This is a genomic window from Aeribacillus sp. FSL K6-8210 (assembly GCF_037963925.1).
Classification (GTDB): Bacteria; Bacillota; Bacilli; order Bacillales; family Aeribacillaceae; genus Aeribacillus; species Aeribacillus composti.
This window is the reverse complement of record NZ_CP150172.1, coordinates 896,449-912,650: the sequence shown is the minus strand read 5'-3', so window position 1 is coordinate 912,650 and position 16,202 is coordinate 896,449. Positions and strand designations below refer to the sequence as shown.

General features: G+C 37.8%; 20 protein-coding genes. 11 read left to right on the top strand and 9 right to left on the bottom strand.

Annotation, left to right across the window (positions count from 1 at the left end; all coding sequences use genetic code 11):
• Positions 1–152 precede the first annotated feature (152 nt).
• Complete coding sequence (locus tag NSQ41_RS04505; protein ID WP_063387045.1) at positions 153–407, top strand: hypothetical protein; 255 nt, start codon at positions 153–155, stop codon at positions 405–407.
• Complete coding sequence (locus tag NSQ41_RS04500) at positions 404–1,399, top strand: potassium channel family protein (protein WP_066249275.1); 996 nt, start codon at positions 404–406, stop codon at positions 1,397–1,399. The genes NSQ41_RS04505 and NSQ41_RS04500 overlap by 4 nt, the downstream gene beginning before the upstream one ends.
• On the opposite strand, the gene NSQ41_RS04495 is transcribed toward NSQ41_RS04500, so the two are convergent.
• Positions 1,396–1,797 (bottom strand): YugN-like family protein, encoded by a 402-nt coding sequence (locus NSQ41_RS04495; protein WP_063387047.1) that lies wholly within the window; start codon positions 1,795–1,797, stop codon positions 1,396–1,398. The two genes, NSQ41_RS04500 and NSQ41_RS04495, sit on opposite strands and share 4 nt — an antisense overlap.
• A 509-nt stretch (positions 1,798–2,306) precedes the next feature.
• Complete coding sequence (locus NSQ41_RS04490; protein WP_063387048.1) at positions 2,307–3,656, bottom strand: glucose-6-phosphate isomerase; 1,350 nt, start codon at positions 3,654–3,656, stop codon at positions 2,307–2,309.
• Positions 3,657–3,835: 179 nt separating this feature from the next.
• Here NSQ41_RS04490 and NSQ41_RS04485 point away from each other — a divergent pair, with 179 nt between their 5' ends.
• Positions 3,836–4,069: a DUF378 domain-containing protein gene (locus NSQ41_RS04485; RefSeq protein ID WP_063387049.1), complete on the top strand. Its 234-nt coding sequence runs from the start codon at positions 3,836–3,838 to the stop codon at positions 4,067–4,069.
• Between the two features lie 337 nt (positions 4,070–4,406).
• Here NSQ41_RS04485 and yugI read toward each other — a convergent pair whose 3' ends face one another.
• The 3 genes from yugI to NSQ41_RS04470 form a co-directional block, all read right to left on the bottom strand.
• Positions 4,407–4,772, bottom strand: coding sequence for a S1 domain-containing post-transcriptional regulator GSP13 (yugI, locus tag NSQ41_RS04480; protein WP_063387050.1), 366 nt, complete (start codon positions 4,770–4,772; stop codon positions 4,407–4,409).
• A 128-nt stretch (positions 4,773–4,900) separates the two neighbouring features.
• Positions 4,901–6,070 carry an aminotransferase gene (locus NSQ41_RS04475; RefSeq protein WP_186439307.1) on the bottom strand — a complete coding sequence of 390 codons (1,170 nt, stop codon included), beginning with the start codon at positions 6,068–6,070 and terminating at the stop codon, positions 4,901–4,903.
• Entirely contained in the window at positions 6,067–6,567 is a 501-nt protein-coding gene (locus NSQ41_RS04470; RefSeq protein WP_063387051.1) for an Lrp/AsnC family transcriptional regulator, read from the bottom strand. The genes NSQ41_RS04475 and NSQ41_RS04470 overlap by 4 nt, the downstream gene beginning before the upstream one ends.
• A 159-nt stretch (positions 6,568–6,726) precedes the next feature.
• On the opposite strand from NSQ41_RS04470, the gene NSQ41_RS04465 reads away from it, so the two are divergent.
• Positions 6,727–7,527 carry an alpha/beta hydrolase gene (locus NSQ41_RS04465; RefSeq protein WP_063387100.1) on the top strand — a complete coding sequence of 267 codons (801 nt, stop codon included), beginning with the start codon at positions 6,727–6,729 and terminating at the stop codon, positions 7,525–7,527.
• On the opposite strand, the gene NSQ41_RS04460 is transcribed toward NSQ41_RS04465, so the two are convergent.
• Complete coding sequence (locus NSQ41_RS04460; protein WP_339211078.1) at positions 7,493–7,804, bottom strand: DUF1871 family protein; 312 nt, start codon at positions 7,802–7,804, stop codon at positions 7,493–7,495. The two genes, NSQ41_RS04465 and NSQ41_RS04460, sit on opposite strands and share 35 nt — an antisense overlap.
• Positions 7,805–7,879: 75 nt before the next feature.
• On the opposite strand from NSQ41_RS04460, the gene NSQ41_RS04455 reads away from it, so the two are divergent.
• Entirely contained in the window at positions 7,880–9,046 is a 1,167-nt protein-coding gene (locus tag NSQ41_RS04455; RefSeq protein WP_339211077.1) for a MalY/PatB family protein, read from the top strand.
• A gap of 29 nt (positions 9,047–9,075) precedes the next feature.
• On the opposite strand, the gene NSQ41_RS04450 is transcribed toward NSQ41_RS04455, so the two are convergent.
• On the bottom strand, positions 9,076–9,273 hold the full coding sequence (locus NSQ41_RS04450) for a hypothetical protein (RefSeq protein WP_063387054.1): 198 nt from the start codon (positions 9,271–9,273) through the stop codon (positions 9,076–9,078).
• A 127-nt stretch (positions 9,274–9,400) separates the two neighbouring features.
• On the opposite strand from NSQ41_RS04450, the gene NSQ41_RS04445 reads away from it, so the two are divergent.
• On the top strand, positions 9,401–9,784 hold the full coding sequence (locus NSQ41_RS04445) for a kinase-associated lipoprotein B (protein ID WP_063387055.1): 384 nt from the start codon (positions 9,401–9,403) through the stop codon (positions 9,782–9,784).
• Positions 9,785–9,879: 95 nt separating this feature from the next.
• Here NSQ41_RS04445 and kapD read toward each other — a convergent pair whose 3' ends face one another.
• The gene (gene kapD / locus NSQ41_RS04440; protein WP_063387101.1) at positions 9,880–10,500 is read right to left on the bottom strand and encodes a 3'-5' exonuclease KapD; all 621 of its coding nucleotides are present in this window, start codon (positions 10,498–10,500) and stop codon (positions 9,880–9,882) included.
• 146 nt (positions 10,501–10,646) lie between these two features.
• On the opposite strand from kapD, the gene NSQ41_RS04435 reads away from it, so the two are divergent.
• Complete coding sequence (locus NSQ41_RS04435; protein WP_339199025.1) at positions 10,647–11,048, top strand: thiol-disulfide oxidoreductase DCC family protein; 402 nt, start codon at positions 10,647–10,649, stop codon at positions 11,046–11,048.
• Between the two features lie 134 nt (positions 11,049–11,182).
• Here the strand turns inward: NSQ41_RS04435 and NSQ41_RS04430 are convergent, their stop codons facing one another.
• Positions 11,183–11,380: a hypothetical protein gene (locus NSQ41_RS04430; protein WP_066249259.1), complete on the bottom strand. Its 198-nt coding sequence runs from the start codon at positions 11,378–11,380 to the stop codon at positions 11,183–11,185.
• A gap of 173 nt (positions 11,381–11,553) precedes the next feature.
• Here NSQ41_RS04430 and NSQ41_RS04425 point away from each other — a divergent pair, with 173 nt between their 5' ends.
• From NSQ41_RS04425 to NSQ41_RS04410, 4 genes are read left to right on the top strand one after another with little or no spacing between them, the layout of a single operon-like run.
• Positions 11,554–13,974, top strand: a complete 2,421-nt coding sequence (locus tag NSQ41_RS04425) for a Na+/H+ antiporter subunit A (protein WP_339211076.1) — start codon at positions 11,554–11,556, stop codon at positions 13,972–13,974.
• Positions 13,946–14,383, top strand: a complete 438-nt coding sequence (locus NSQ41_RS04420) for a Na(+)/H(+) antiporter subunit B (protein ID WP_130157063.1) — start codon at positions 13,946–13,948, stop codon at positions 14,381–14,383. Before NSQ41_RS04425 ends, NSQ41_RS04420 begins: the two co-directional genes overlap by 29 nt.
• Positions 14,383–14,721 carry a Na(+)/H(+) antiporter subunit C gene (locus NSQ41_RS04415; protein WP_066249252.1) on the top strand — a complete coding sequence of 113 codons (339 nt, stop codon included), beginning with the start codon at positions 14,383–14,385 and terminating at the stop codon, positions 14,719–14,721. Before NSQ41_RS04420 ends, NSQ41_RS04415 begins: the two co-directional genes overlap by 1 nt.
• Positions 14,718–16,202 carry a Na+/H+ antiporter subunit D gene (locus NSQ41_RS04410; RefSeq protein WP_339211074.1) on the top strand — a complete coding sequence of 495 codons (1,485 nt, stop codon included), beginning with the start codon at positions 14,718–14,720 and terminating at the stop codon, positions 16,200–16,202. The genes NSQ41_RS04415 and NSQ41_RS04410 overlap by 4 nt, the downstream gene beginning before the upstream one ends.

Here is a 16,202-nt window from a genome sequence, read left to right as displayed (position 1 = left end):
ATTCTACGATGACATGAACCATTTCATTCAGCTTTACTGTAAAATCACCCCATAATTATGAATTCAGCTGTCCAACATATTCATACGCATTTGTATACGAAAAGTTTCATTTTCAAAAAAGAATTTGCACATACTAATACAGGGGTGTTGAGATGAAACTTAATAATGAAGAGAAAAAACAACTGAGTACCGCAATTGATAACATGAACGATGCGTTAGATGTATTTATCGAGCTGTACAATGAATCAGAAGAAGATGTAAGCATTATAGAATTTGAAGATCAAACCATCAAGGCGATTAAACGCGCGGTCGATGCATACGGAAAAGAGGCCGTTTCCAAAAAAATCAATACAATTATTACAGAAATTTTCTCTTTTCTTGCCGAAACGAAAGGAAGTAAATCATGAAATCGACAAAGCTTTGGATTCAATATTTAAGGTGGCCGGTTTTTATCCGAATGTCTGTTATTGTGTTAATGATTTTAATTTTGTTTGGCACGATGATTTCTTACATAGAACCGAAGGAGTTTCCTACACCTTTTGAAGGCATATGGTGGGCTCTTGTAACAATGTCTACAACCGGTTATGGCGATTTCGTTCCAAAAACTTTTTTGGGACGTACATTCGGAATGATACTAATTTTGACCGGAGTAGCATTTTTAACATCCTATTTTACGAATTTATCAGCTGCTGCTGTAAAAAGGCAAAATGCCTATATTGACGGGGAAATTCCTTTCAAAGGGAAAAACCATTTTTTATTAATTGGCTGGAATGAAAAAACAAAGGAGATTATTGAAACACTGCGTATTATAAAATTTTACTGCCCTATTGTTCTTATCGACCAAACATTATCTGAGGCACCTTATATTGATGAAAACATACACTTTATTAAAGGAAATCCTGCCGATGATCAAATTTTAAATAAAGCAAACATTAAAGAGGCAAAAGCTGTCTTCATAACAGCTGATCAACATAGAAACGAATTGGAAGCCGACATGCTCACGATTTTAGTATTAATTACGGTAAAAGCGTCAAATCCGTCCGTGTACACCATTTGCGAAATGATGACAAAAACACAAACATTGAATGCCAAACGGGCGGGAGCTGATGAGATTATTCAATCTTTCCAGGTGGTTGGTCAAGTCTTTTTAAATAGCTTCTTATTTCAGAATGGATTTTCGAATGTTATATTAGAGCTCGGGAAAGCATACGGCGCCCGCTTAACAATTGAATCTCCAACAGACCAGGACATCGGGAAAAATTTTCAGCAATTACATAATGACCTGTTTTCCAATGGCATCATTCTTTTTGGCATCAAAAGAGGGGAAGAGATTTTTCTAAACCCTCCCCACAATTTTACAGTCGTTCAACACGATTGTTTAATAGCTTTAAAAAACTAATTTAATCTTCTTTCAAGCTCTTGAATTAGTGTCTCTCCTAATTGAACATAAGGCTCTAAAACATCGGCATCTTTTTCCGCCGGTTCGGAAAACTGATTAAAGGAGGCTTGGAAGTTTCCAATTGCCGCATGATCGTCAAGTCCCTCTTTATATTTGTGGGTTAAAATAAAAGGCCGGCCGAGTCTTACCGTTGCATTATGTGCATCCAATTGCCCGTCGACAGCACGAAACGGTATTCTTAAAAAGTGGTATCCGTCGTCATCATCCATCAGATAATCAAAATAACCGTGATCATAATCCCAATTCCCTCCAATTGTGTATCCTAACTGTTTTAATTCCAGTTCTAAATCGTATAAAGGATATTGTTTTCCTTCCAAAGATGAAGAAATTTCAATCATTACTTAAACACCTTCCTGCTCATTTTTTATTATGTTTACCCAATGGTGAAAAAGTAGTCATGAAAGATGCTCTTCAAGCTTTATGGAAAATGGCGATTTTTGCATTCGGCAAATATTCGAGCGAATTTTTCGTTTGATGGAAAGTCATTATTTTAAGTTAAAAAATTGGTTTTTTATTTCGAATTTTGCTCTAACTATGCGGATCCCTCTTCCCAATAATATTCTCCACGCTCTTACAGCAGACAGATAAAAGTTAAAGGGCTTCTGTTAATGGAAGGGATATAACGTGACAGTCAAAAATATTGCGATGAAGAGCAAATTGTGTATTTATTTTTCTAAATAAAGGAATAAAAGAGCAACATTGCATTCCAATTGTCGGAAGCGGGCAGCAGATAGACAAAAATAAAACAGCTGTAGCTAGAAATAGCTACAGCTGCTGCTTAATCAAATTCTGTCTGCTTGGCAAAGGAAAATTCAGCAATTGCCGTTCTTTTTTACATGATTCCCTTTTATTTCAAGCGTTTTTCAAGCTCAGCTTTTTTCTCTTCAAAGCCCGGTTTGCCTAAAAGAGCGAACATGTTGATTTTGTATGCTTCTACGCCTGGCTGGTCAAACGGGTTAACGCCAAGTAAATAACCGCTCATTGCACAAGCTTTTTCAAAGAAATAAACGAGATATCCGAATGTATAAGCGTTTAATTCAGGAATGGAAACAATGAGGTTCGGTACGCCCCCGTCAGTATGAGCTAAGAGAGTCCCTTCAAATGCTTTTTTATTGACAAAATCAACAGATTTTCCGGCTAAATAATTTAATCCGTCCAGGTTGCTTTCATCTTCTTCAATCGTTATGTCATGCCGTACCTTCTCTACATGTAAGATCGTTTCAAATATGTCCCGGCGCCCTTCTTGCACATATTGTCCTAACGAATGCAGATCTGTCGAAAAGTTGGCTGAAGCAGGGAAAATACCTTTCAAATCTTTTCCTTCACTTTCCCCGAAAAGCTGCTTCCACCATTCCGCAAAATATTGAAGAGCCGGCTCATAATTGATGAGCATTTCAATTGTTTTCCCTTTATTATAAAGAATATTGCGCGCAACGGCATACTGGTAAGCTGGATTCTCCATTAGCTCGGAAGAAGAAAAATCTCTTCTTGCATCTTGAGCGCCCTTCATAATCTCTTCAATATCCACTCCGCTTACCGCAATCGGAAGAAGCCCGACAGCAGTTAGAACAGAATATCGTCCGCCGACATCATCCGGGATAATAAATGATTCATATCCTTCTTCATTTGCGAGTGTTTTGAGGGCTCCGCGCGCTTTATCTGTCGTAGCATAAATACGTTTTTTCGCTTCTTCTCTTCCATATTTATCCTCTAATAATTTACGGAAAATTCGGAACGCTATCGCTGGTTCTGTCGTTGTTCCAGATTTAGAAATGACATTAATGGAAAAATCTTTTTCTTTTATAAAATCAATAACATCTTGGATATATGTAGAACTTATATTGTTTCCGACAAAAATAATTTGCGGCGCTTTTCTTTGGCTTTTTGAAAGAGCATTAAAAAATGAATGGTTCAACATTTCAATTGCAGCTCGAGCACCTAAATAAGAACCTCCGATTCCGATGACAAGCAATACATCAGAATCCGAACGGATTTTTTCGGCACATTGTTGAATCCGTGCAAATTCCTCCTTGTCATAATCTTGCGGCAAATCGATCCAGCCTAAAAAATCACTTCCTTGACCTGATTTTTCATGCAAGGAATGATGGGCAACCTTTACAAAATCTTGATAATATGTAAATTCTTGCTCACTAAAAAAAGATAAAGCTTTAGAGTAATCAAAACGTACATGTGCCATAAGCCAATTCCTCCATCTCTAAAAATTTATCTGCCATGTCTTCCACTTTATCGAAAATATTTGTCGAAATCAAGAAAACAATAAACAGAACAGGCTCATTATTCCTGCTATCAGATGTATAAATTTTTCATTTTGATACAAGTTAATAAGGAAAAATTCAACTTAAAGGAGGTAGCAACATGAGCACTTTACAGCGGATTGCACTGCTTTTTACAATAATCGGAGCCCTGAACTGGGGTCTTATCGGATTTTTTCAATTTGATCTTGTGGCAGCTATTTTTGGCGGCCAAAATGCTGCTTTATCTAGAATCATTTATGGTATAGTCGGTATTGCCGGTCTCATTAATCTTGCTCTCTTATTTAAACCTGATGCAGAATTTGCCCGTAATGAGCCTAAGACGGAAACAAGATAAAGACAACAAGCATTTCAATGAGATCAAAATTCGGAGCTTAAAAAATCGACATAATTTTCTGTAAAAAAACCTTCTATAATTTTTTTCTAAAATCGACAGAACCGAAAAGTAGGGTTCAAATAAACCGGCATAATTGCCGGTTTTTTTCATTAGCGCAGCTTGAAGGATTGCCGCTTTTCGAACTTCTATAACCGAAATACATTCGATAAATCTTTAAAAGAATGTCCGGGCAAAGTTCGATAGCAGTCTTTGTAACAGGAATAAGTATTAAAAAGCAAATTCGTGTTCTACAATAACGTTTCCGTAAAATTCCGCCATGACCATGATGCGTATGTCTTTATTTTTTTATAATATTTTCGTGTTTTGATTGTTCAATCCATTCCTGCAGCTTTTCACGCAATGTGTTAAAGCCTCTTGACGCTTCGTTTTCTGTTTTTTGTTTAGCAATTGGTTTTGATTTTTCTTCCACTGCCTTAATGGATAAGCTGATCTTTCCCGATTCATGATCAACAGAAAGAATTTTTACATTTACTTCATCGCCGATCTTTAAGTAATCCCGGACATCTTTTACATATCCGTGGGCAATTTCCGAAATATGCACTAGACCTTGCGTTTCTTCATCCAATGCTACAAATGCACCGTACGGCTGGATTCCTGTCACTTTACCAACTAAAACAGCCCCGATAGGATATTGATTAGCCATTTAAACACTCCTAATTCATAATTTCTGCTTAAAACGAATATGCGGTGATCAATTATAACACAATGTACTCATTTGAGCAAAAATAAATAAAAAAACCTGGCCTCATATTAGGCCAGGCAATAAAAGCATTATAAAGATTGTACAAATCGTTTGATCCTTTTCATCGCTTCTTGAAGCTGCTCCATAGATGATGCGTATGAACAACGAATATATCCTTCGCCGCTTTGGCCAAAAACATTGCCGGGGACTACTGCTACTTTTTCTTCTAAAAGCAATCTCTCCGCAAATTCCTCGGAAGACAATCCGGTGCTTTTAATGCTTGGAAAAGCATAAAAGGCACCGCCCGGCATATGGCAAAATAAACCGGCTTCATTTAACGACTGAACAATGTAGTTTCTTCTTCTTTGATAGCTTTTCCGCATATATAAAACATCTTCATCATTTTCCAATGCTTCTAATGCAGCGTATTGGGCCATTGTCGGCGCGCACATGATCGAATATTGATGAACCTTCAACATTGCACGCGCAAAAACTCGGTCAGCAGCTATATACCCAAGCCGCCACCCTGTCATGGCAAAGCCTTTAGAAAAGCCGGAAATAAGAATTGTCCGTTCCTTCATACCTTCAATACTCGGCATGCTTACATATTCATCTTCATAACAGAGCTCAGCATAAATCTCATCAGCCACTACCAGCAAGTCATATCGCTTAGCAATTTGTGCAACTGCTTCCAGCTCTTTCTTCGATAAAACCGTTCCTGTCGGGTTGTTTGGCGTACAAATCATAATGGCTTTTGTCTTACTTGTAATATATTTTTCCAAAATTTCCGGATTGACTTTAAATTCTTCTTCTCCAAAGGTAGATACGCTGACAGGCTTCCCTCCCGCGAGAGTGACCAGAGGCGCATATGAAACAAAGCAAGGTTCTATTATTAATACTTCATCCCCGCTATTAATAATAGACCGGAAAGCTATATCGATCGCTTGACTCGCACCAACTGTTACAATAATTTCTTCAGCCGGATCGTACTGTAAATCAAAACGTTTGAACAAATACTCGCTGATTTTTTCGCGAAGCTCATACAATCCAGCGTTTGCTGTATAAGACGTAAATCCTTGTTCCAAGGAAAGAATGCAGGCTTCGCGTACATTCCATGGAGTGACAAAATCAGGCTCTCCTACACCAAGTGAAATAACGCCTTCCATATTGGCAGCTAGGTCAAAAAACTTGCGGATGCCTGATGGCTTCATATTTATGACAGTTTCTGACAAATATGAATTTAACGTCTTCATTTTCATGGTGACACCACGATTCTTTTATCTTTATCTTCGTGATCAAAAATGATTCCGTCATGTTTATATTTTTTCAAAATAAAATGTGTTGTTGTAGATAAAACGGATTCAAGCGTTGACAGCTTCTCCGATACAAAACGGGCTATATCATTCATTGTTTTTCCTTCAATCACGACAGAAAGATCATAAGCGCCTGACATTAAATAAACCGATTTAACCTCGTTAAATCGATAAATGCGTTCGGCAATTTCATCAAACCCTACGCCTCTTTTTGGAGCCACCTTTACATCGATCATGGCTGTTACGCCTTCATGTCCGTCTACCTTTTTCCAATCAATGGTTGTCGCATAATTCACGATGATTTTTTTCTCTTCTAAACCTGAAATCAATTTCTTTGTCTCTTCCTCAGAAAGTCCAATCATTTTCGCAATTGTTTCAGGTGTTAATCGGCTGTCTTCCTCCAAAATTTCTAAAATTTCTGTTTCCTTTTCAGTCAATTTCATTTTTGTAAATCCCCCTAAAATGGAATCTTCAGATAATTATATCACGTTCCAGAATTTTTACATCACTATGCCAGAAAATTTTTTAAATTGATGGATAAACTAACGGTACAAAATTACTGAAAGGAGAAATAAGCATTGCTAAAGGAAATCCATCACAAGATGAAAATATTAGGAACAAATATATATTACGAATATTATCATCATCCACAACAAACAGATACGATCGTGCTGATTCATGGATTTTTATCCTCCACCTTCAGCTACAGAAAATTAATCCCTTTATTAAAAAAGCACTTTTCCATTATAGCCATTGATCTTCCCCCATTTGGGAAATCCGAAAAAGCAACGAAGTTTTTCTATTCCTATCACAACATGGCAAAAGCGGTTATAGAGCTTTTAGAACGTTTGCAAATCAAACAGGCTGTAATTGTCGGCCATTCCATGGGCGGACAAATTTCTTTATATGCAGCTAAGCAAAAACCTGATTTGTTTAAAAAAATTGTGCTCATTTGCAGCTCTGGTTATATGCAAAAGATGCCTTCCTCTCTCATATTTTGTTCATATCTCCCGTATTTTTACCTTTACGTTAAAAGACAATTTATCAGGCAAGGCGTATGGAAAAGCTTATGCAGTGTCGTGCACGACCAATCGCTCATTAACGAAGACATGATATACGGATATAGCGAACCGTTTTATGACGATAAAATTTTCAGAGCATTGACCCGAATGATTCGTGAACGTGAAGGAGATCTTTCCTCACAAGACTTAAAAACGATTGAAATTCCATGCTTATTAGTATGGGGGGAAGAAGATAAAATCGTTCCAATCGAAGTCGGATACCAGCTTCAGAAAGATTTGCCCATCTCTCGTTTTGTCTCCTTCAAACAAACAGGCCATTTAGTGCCTGAAGAGCGGCCATATCATGTTAGTAATCACATTTTTGATTTTTGTTTCGGCTAAATAGGTAAGTGTTTTTACAATAATTGGCATGACGCATTTTTTTAATCGCCAATAGTTTTTTGGCGATTTTTTCACATTCCTTTAAAGGTATAACCTCTTCAAAAGAGAATTCGTAAATTGACTGAATCTTCCTAGCCAACTGTAAAGGGTGATCAATTGTATGAACGGCTTGAATGCAATCAACTATTTCCAGTTCGTAAGCATCATTGCCCAGTTGGAGCGGATCCCATTCACTTAACAGTTCAATCATAAATAAATTTGCCTCTTTTTGTTCCATATCGCTTCCCCCAAATTGGTACAAAATGTTTGCAATTGTATTTTAGCACATATACATTGGTATTGAGGTGAGAAGATGAGTGATTTTGATCAAGTAATAAAAAGAAAAGGAACACAATCTTACAAATGGGATTTCACAAAAGAATTGTTCGGACATGAAGATGTTTTGCCAATGTGGGTAGCTGATATGGATTTCAAATCTCCCGATGCGGTCATAGCGGCTTTGAAAGAACGAGTCGAACACGGTGTGTACGGCTATACTGGCGTCGCCTCCAAAACAAAAAAATCGGTTCAAAATTGGCTAAAAACAAGACATGGATGGGAAATTTCAGCCGATTCACTTGATTTTTGTTCAGGCGTAGTGGAAGCAATGAGCATAGCCATCCAAGCATTAACGGAAGAGGGGGATCGGATTGTGATTCAGCCCCCGGTATACAAGCCTTTTTTTGACATGGTGAAGTATAATAAACGCATTGTTGTGGAGAATGAATTAGTTTTAAAAGACGGGCGTTATTCTATCGATTTTGAAGATTTGGCGGAAAAGCTGGCAGATCCATCCGTCAAAATGCTGATTCTTTGCAACCCGCAAAACCCGAGCGGAAGAGTATGGACAAAAGAGGAGCTTGCAAAAATCGGCGAATTGTGCTTAGAAAACGGCGTGTTTGTTTTTTCAGATGAAATTCATTCAGATATTTTGCTGTTCGGCAATAAGCACACTCCTTTTGCTTCCATCAGTGAATCATTTGCTCAAAATTCCATTACAGCTATTGCGCCAAGCAAAACATTTAATCTTGCCGGCCTTCAAGCTTCAGCAGTGATCATTCCTGATAAGAAAATATTAGGTAAATTTAAACAAGTGAAAAGAAAGCAGGGGCATTTTTCTTTAAATATTTTTGGCATTACGGCAATGGAAGCAGCCTACAATAACGGACATGAATGGCTGGATTCACTTCTCCTTTACCTTGAAGAAAACGTAAAACTTGTCGAACAATATATTGGGGAGCATTTAAAAAGTATAAACGTAATCCATCCTGATTCTACGTATTTAATTTGGCTTGATTGCCGTTCATTAAATATGACTGAACAACAATTAAAAAAACAGCTGCTTGAAAAAGGAAAATTAGCATTGGAACTGGGCAGTAAATACGGCAAGGCTGGAGAAGGTTTTGTGCGGATGAATATCGGCTGTCCGCGGCAGATGGTCCTAGATGGATTAAAGAGACTAAAAACGGCTCTTTCTTAACATTCGTTGGGAGGCATCGCCTCCCGGTTTCAGCTTCTTTTTTTCTCATTTTCTGAAAGCTTTTTCAGCAGCTCATTCGCTTTTTCTTCTTCCTTGCGGGATATTTTTTTAAAAAAAATGATCGCAACTACAGCTAAAATGATAAACGGAACCATTTGCAAAAAACCATATAAATATTCAATTTTATTTTCCGGAAAATATAGAATAAAATTTAGAAGCCATTCCATGATCATCACGACCTTTCAAATCCATTCTATCTTTTACTATAGCAAAATTTTGCTTTATCATGCCATCTGCTCTGAAAATAAAAGTGTACAATAGGTGAAAACATTACAATTGCTGGAGGGGAAAACTTTGGACATAAAAGTCGGGGATATCGTTACAGGCATTTATAAAACCGGTAAATATATCGGGGAAGTTACCGAAATTCGGGAGAATCATTATTTAGTAAGAGTAAAAGCGGTTTTAAAACATCCGATGCAAGGGGATTTGCACCAGCCGAAACAAGCTGATGTTCCGTTCTTTCATGAACGCAAAGCACTTTCCTTCAATGAACAAGCAAATATTCCAAAAAAAATGGTTCACCATTATAACGGGGAAATTCCTGATTACGAAACTTCTCTTAAAGAAGCTTCCGCTGCTTTAAAGAAGGAGCTTGAGGAAGATGGAAGCGATTGGGCATTGCGTTCTCTTGAAAACTTGAATCGATTAGAGAGAGAATATTTTAAAGCATTATGAAAAGATGGTTCCATTCCTTTAGCAATTCGAGGTTTAATCCGAGAGAATATTTTAAAGCATTATGAAAAGGCCACTACAAATTGCAGCTGGCCTTTTCATGTCGCTTGCTTTTGCCATAATTTTGTTAAATCTATTCGTTCACCAATTGTCAGCGGCTTTGGTTTCAAAAGATATTGCTTATCTTTTTCAATCAGCTTAAAAATATTAAAAGTTGTTAACGCATCGTCAAGTGCACGATGATGCTTGCCGATTCCTTTTTTGCCGTATTCCTCCACAGCTTTCCACAATCCTGTTTGATTGCGGTCGCCAAAAAATTTTTTATATTCCATTGATAAATCGATCTCCGTACCTGCTATTGGAAATGGCAGTCCATGCTCTTTGCAATTATGGCGAAGAACTTTCATGTCCATGTTGCCCCATGTCACGATCATTGTTTCTTCCCCAAAAGAAAGCTTGCGAAGAAGATGAACCAATTCGGAAAACGATAGACCGTTATCAACTTGTTCTTGGGTAATTTCCAAAAAACGCTTACATCGTTCTGTTAATTTTGGAAAAAATCTAGGTTTTACAAATGTGGAAAACGTCTCTTTAATTTTTCCCCTTTCTACCTTTACGACACCCGCTTCGATAATTTCCGGAAAAAAGCCTTCCGGATTCATTTTGTTCTCAGCCATTGTAAATTCAAAATCAATAAATAACTGCTTCTTGGCCTCCACGTTATCCTCCCCCCTTATGAATCACTGCTCCGAAAACACCGTTACTTCATTATATCATTTAACAAGAATAAATATCTTCCATTTCGGAAAATAAAAAATTTTTTATGAATTTTTTATTATAAAATAGAAGAAAGGAGTGAATATCGATGAAGACAAAAAAAATCATTCTTTTCGACGGCATGTGCAATTTTTGCGATTCGACCGTAAATTTCATCATTTCGCACGATCCAGATGAAATTTTTATATTCGCACCGCTGCAATCAAGCAAGGGAAAGGAATTATTACAGCAATTCGGCCTTTCGACTGAATCTTTTGACTCGCTCGTATTATCGGATGGGAATCGTTATTATACAAAATCCACTGCTGCTTTACATATCGCCAAACACTTAAGCGGGCTTTTGAAAATATTTTACGGATTCATCATCATCCCGAAACCAATTCGCGATTTTTTTTATCAGATCATTGCTAAAAACCGATATAAATGGTTCGGTCAAAAAAACAAATGCATCCTTCCTAGTGAAAACATAAAAAAACGTTTTTTACAATAATCCGAGGAAATTTTAAAACTTCCTGTTCATCTCATAAATTTTCCTTTCTGTAAAGAAAGAAAGAAACTGGACAATCGCCAATTTCTTTTAAAAAACTCGATTTTACTTGTATTTTCTTTAATGTTTTTGGCATTTCATTCTAAGTAATTGATGACACGAATGTATTCTCTTGGTGCAAACGTTTCTCCCTTCATATTTTTGGAAAAAGTATTGATTGGCGTCCACTCATATGATGGATGTACATACGTCTGTTTCGTTTGTTCATGCAAATACCATGAAATGCTGAATAATAAGATAAAAATTAAAATGGCTGTCATTACCTTTTTTGTCATCATACCACCTCATTTTCAAGGTGGGAAATTTCACAAAAAAATATACATTTTATGATTTTTTTGATACGATATTTGTGGTCTTATGAACTTGAAATTTAAAAAGCTATATATGCAAAAAATATTGAGAACAATAAAATACAGCTAGTCCAAAACATTGGATAAGGAGGGTTTACATGACATTTCTGCATTGGGCTATATTATTTCCATTTCTATTTGCTTTCATTGTACCATTCCTATATAAGACATTTCGGAAAATACATACTGGATGGTTTGTGCTTCCCCTTCCTATATGTTTATTCATATTTTTTCTTCAATTTTTGCCGGGAGTTAAGCATAAAGAAGGTATCGTACAAACTGTTAAATGGATTCCATCATTAGGAATTGATTTTGCTGTTTATGTGGACGGACTCAACCTTCTGTTTGCTTTGCTCATTACCGGTATCGGCTCACTCGTTGTTCTTTATTCGATCTACTATTTGTCGAAGGAAAAAGAACAGCTGAATGCGTTTTACGTTTATTTGTTGATGTTTATGGGGTCAATGCTTGGAGTAGTCTTAACTGATAATACTATTGTTTTATATACTTTTTGGGAAATTACCAGCTTTTCTTCTTTTCTATTAATTGGCTATTGGCATTATCGGGAAAGATCACGTTACGGGGCGCTAAAATCGATGCTTATTACTGTTTTTGGCGGGCTTTCCATGCTTGGCGGATTTATCTTGCTCTACATCATGACTGGAACATTCAGCATTCGTGAAACAATTGCCCAAAGCAGCAGTATCGCCTACAATGGATTATTTATCCCAGCCCTTATTCTGCTCTTATTGGGAGCATTTACAAAATCCGCCCAATTTCCTTTTTACATTTGGCTGCCTGATGCGATGGAAGCGCCAACGCCAGTCAGTGCCTATCTCCACTCAGCAACGATGGTGAAAGCAGGCATTTATTTAGTTGCTCGTTTCACACCTGTATTTGCAGGAAGTGCCGAATGGTTTTGGATCGTTTCACTTTTCGGAATTTTCACCTTATTCTGGGGATCCTTCCATGCGGTGAAACAAACAGATTTAAAAGCGATGTTAGCCTTTTCAACTGTCAGCCAGCTCGGCATGATTATGTCCCTTTTAGGGGTCGGCTCCGCCGCCCTCTTGTTTGATCATTTTGAATTTTATTCAGTTGCGATTTTAGCAGCGATTTTCCATTTGATTAACCATGCGACATTTAAAGGCAGCCTATTTATGGTTGCAGGCATTGTTGATCATGAGACAGGTACTCGAGATATTAGAAAGCTTGGCGGACTCATGTCCCTTATGCCCATTACCTTTACGATCGGTTTAATCGGCGCGTTTTCTATGGCAGGTCTTCCACCATTTAATGGATTTTTAAGCAAGGAAATGTTTTTTACCGGTATGATTCGAGTATTGAACATGGATGTATTTCAAACAGAAACATGGGGGTTTTTACTTCCAGTGCTCGCATGGATCGGCAGTGTTTTTACATTTATTTACAGCATGATGTTTGTTTTTAAAACATTTGCTGGAAAATTGCAGCTGGAAAATCTGCCTAAAAAACCCCACGAGGCGCCGATCGGAATGCTGATTCCGCCTATTGTGCTGGCATCCCTTGTTGTTATTTTTGGATTTTTTCCAAACTTGCTTGCTTACAGCTTAATCGAACCGGCAATGAAATCTGTCATGCCTAGCGTGTTGAAGGATGGAGAACATTTTCACATCCATATTTCACATTGGCACGGCTTTACTGCGGAATTTTGGATGACAGTTGGCGTAGTGATACTTGGAATATTCCTATACTTGACAGCGTCAAAATGGAAAAGAGTTTACGATCTGCAGCCGAAAAGGATGACGCTCAATCAATTATATGATCATTCTTTAAAAACGGTAGGCAAAACTTCCAACCGGCTGACAAGCTTTTATATGACTGGATTTATTCGCGACTATCTTGTCTATATTTTTGCATTTATGATCATGGCAGTTGGAGCGACAATGATCATCAAGCAATCAATCTCTTTTGCTGCTGATGATGCTGCACCTGTCGGAATTTATGAATTGATCCTGTCGATTGTTATGATAGCCGGTTCAATCACAGCTGTTTTGGCAAGATCCAGATTGACAGCCATTATTGCACTTAGCTCCGTCGGGTATTCACTCGCACTGTTTTTCGTTTTATTTAGAGCGCCGGATTTAGCTTTAACGCAGCTAGTTATTGAAACGGTATCAACTGCCTTGTTTTTGCTTGCTTTTTATTTCTTACCTGAGCTGCAGAAAAAAGATAAAACTCGAGGATTCCGCCTGGTGAATTTTATAATTTCAGCAGGCGTCGGGGGGATTGTAACGCTGCTGGCCATTTCCGCAAGCAGCGAACGCACTGGAAAAACGATCGCGGAATACTTTCTGGAAACGAGCTATAGCTTGGGCGGCGGATACAATGTCGTCAACGTTATACTAGTCGATTTCCGCGGCTTTGACACGCTGTTTGAAATAACTGTTTTGGCAATCGCAGCGCTTGCTGTCTACAGTATGATTCGCCTTCGCACAGGAGGGAAAGACGTTGAAGAAAACGGGTTTAAAAACGAATGATCTTATTTTGCAAACAATTACAAAAATCGTGCTTTTTATCGTGATCATTTTTTCGTTCCATTTATTTTTCGCTGGCCATAATGCCCCTGGAGGCGGGTTTATCGGCGGGCTCATCACATCAGGAGCAATCGTTTTATTATTGATCGCTTTTGATGTCAAAACCGTGAAAGCGATTTTGCCCATTAATTATGTTAAAGTGGCGGCGTTCGGATTATTGATTGCGATTTTATCGGGGATCGGCTCCTTTCTTTTCGGAGTTCCATTCCTTTCTCATACACATGGCCACGTTCACATCCCGGTTTTAGGCGATACACATCTTGCGACTGCTGTCATTTTTGATCTCGGTGTATATTTTGTTGTTGTTGGCGTGACAATGACGATTATTCAAACGATTGGAGAGACGGAATAATGGAGATTGTAACTTCCATTGTTGCAGGAATTTTGTTTATGACAGCTACATATTTAATGCTTTCAAAAAGTTTATTGCGGATCATTATTGGAACAGGTCTTTTGAGTCACGGAGCTCATCTCCTCATTTTAACGATGGGGGGACTGAAAAAAGGAACTGTTCCGCTGCTAGATGAACACGCAGCTTCTTATGTAGACCCTTTGCCGCAAGCACTTATATTAACTGCAATTGTCATTAGCTTTGGAGTAACAGCCTTCTTTTTAGTGTTAGCCTACAGATCTTATCAAGAACTTGGAACAGACGATATGGATCAATTGAGGGGAAATGATCAGAAATGAATAACAATATCATTATTTTACCGATTATTATTCCTATGATAACTGCAGTATTGCTTATTTTTTTCAATAAACAAGAAAAAGTGCAAAAATATTTAAGCGCTGTTTCTTCCGTTATAAATATCGGCATTTCCGTTTTCCTTGTTCACTATGTTCATACAAACGGAATCATTTCCCTTGAAGTCGGGGATTGGAAAGCGCCGTTTGGGATTGTTCTTGTAGCCGATATGTACGCGATTCTGCTTGTTTTAACGGCAAACATTATTGTTTTTGCCTGTTTGCTATTTTCCTACAAAATAGTAGATTATAATCGAAGCAAATTTTTCTACTATTCCGGCGTCATGTTTTTATTGACCGGAGTGTCCGGTGCTTTTCTGACAGGAGATCTTTTCAATCTGTTTGTGTTCTATGAAGTTATGCTCATGTCTTCTTATTTTTTAATTGTTCACGGAAATTCAAAGCCGCAATTAAGAGAAACTATTAAATACATTTTAGTAAATGTTATTTCATCCGCTTTATTTGTCATATCCGTTGCATTTCTATATGCTGTAACAGGTACATTAAACATGGCTGACTTGAGCCTGCGAGTCGCAGAATTAGGCTCATCCGGCATCATCGCGGCCATCTCCATCATGTATTTAATTGTATTCGGATTAAAAGGAGCCATTTTCCCGCTTTTTTTCTGGATGCCCGGCTCCTATCAGGCTCCGCCAGCAGCTGTTACGGCTCTATTTGGTGCTCTTTTGACAAAAGTTGGCGTCTATTCGATCACAAGAGTGTTTACGCTTATTTTTTTGCAGGACATTGCATTTACTCATACGTTTATCGCATGGCTGGCGGTGCTTACGATCATATTTGGCGTTATTGGCGCCATTAGCTTCTCGGATATTAAACAGATCGTGATATACAACATTTTGACAGGCGTTGGTGTCATTTTATTCGGAGTGTCCACAATGACCGAATCAGGTTTAGAAGGATCTGTTTATTACATGATCCACGATATGATTATTAAAGGGTTGCTGTTCCATTTGGTCGGAATCGTCTTTTCGATCACTGGAACAACAAACCTTGATAAATTCAGTGGACTAATAAAAAAATACCCAACACTTGGGTGGATGTTTTTTATCGCCGCATTAGCTTTAGCCGGCATTCCACCATTAAGCGGTTTTATCGGGAAACTGAAAATAGTCCAAGGGGGATTTGAGCAAGGTGAATTTGTATTAGCTTTCGCAGTCTTGCTTTCAAGCCTTTTAGTCCTATATTCTGTGATGAAAATATTTATTAACGGTTTTTGGGGAGAGGAAAAAATTCCGCAAGTTCTGGAAACCAGTCAAGTAAAAAGTCTTTACGTTCCGGCTGCTTTCTTGCTTGCTCTCTCATTATTTTACGGTCTTGGCACAGAATTTATCTCTTCATACATCAAACAGGCGGAACAGGTTCTTCTTTCTCCTGATCTTTATATTGAAGCCGTATTAAAGGAGTAG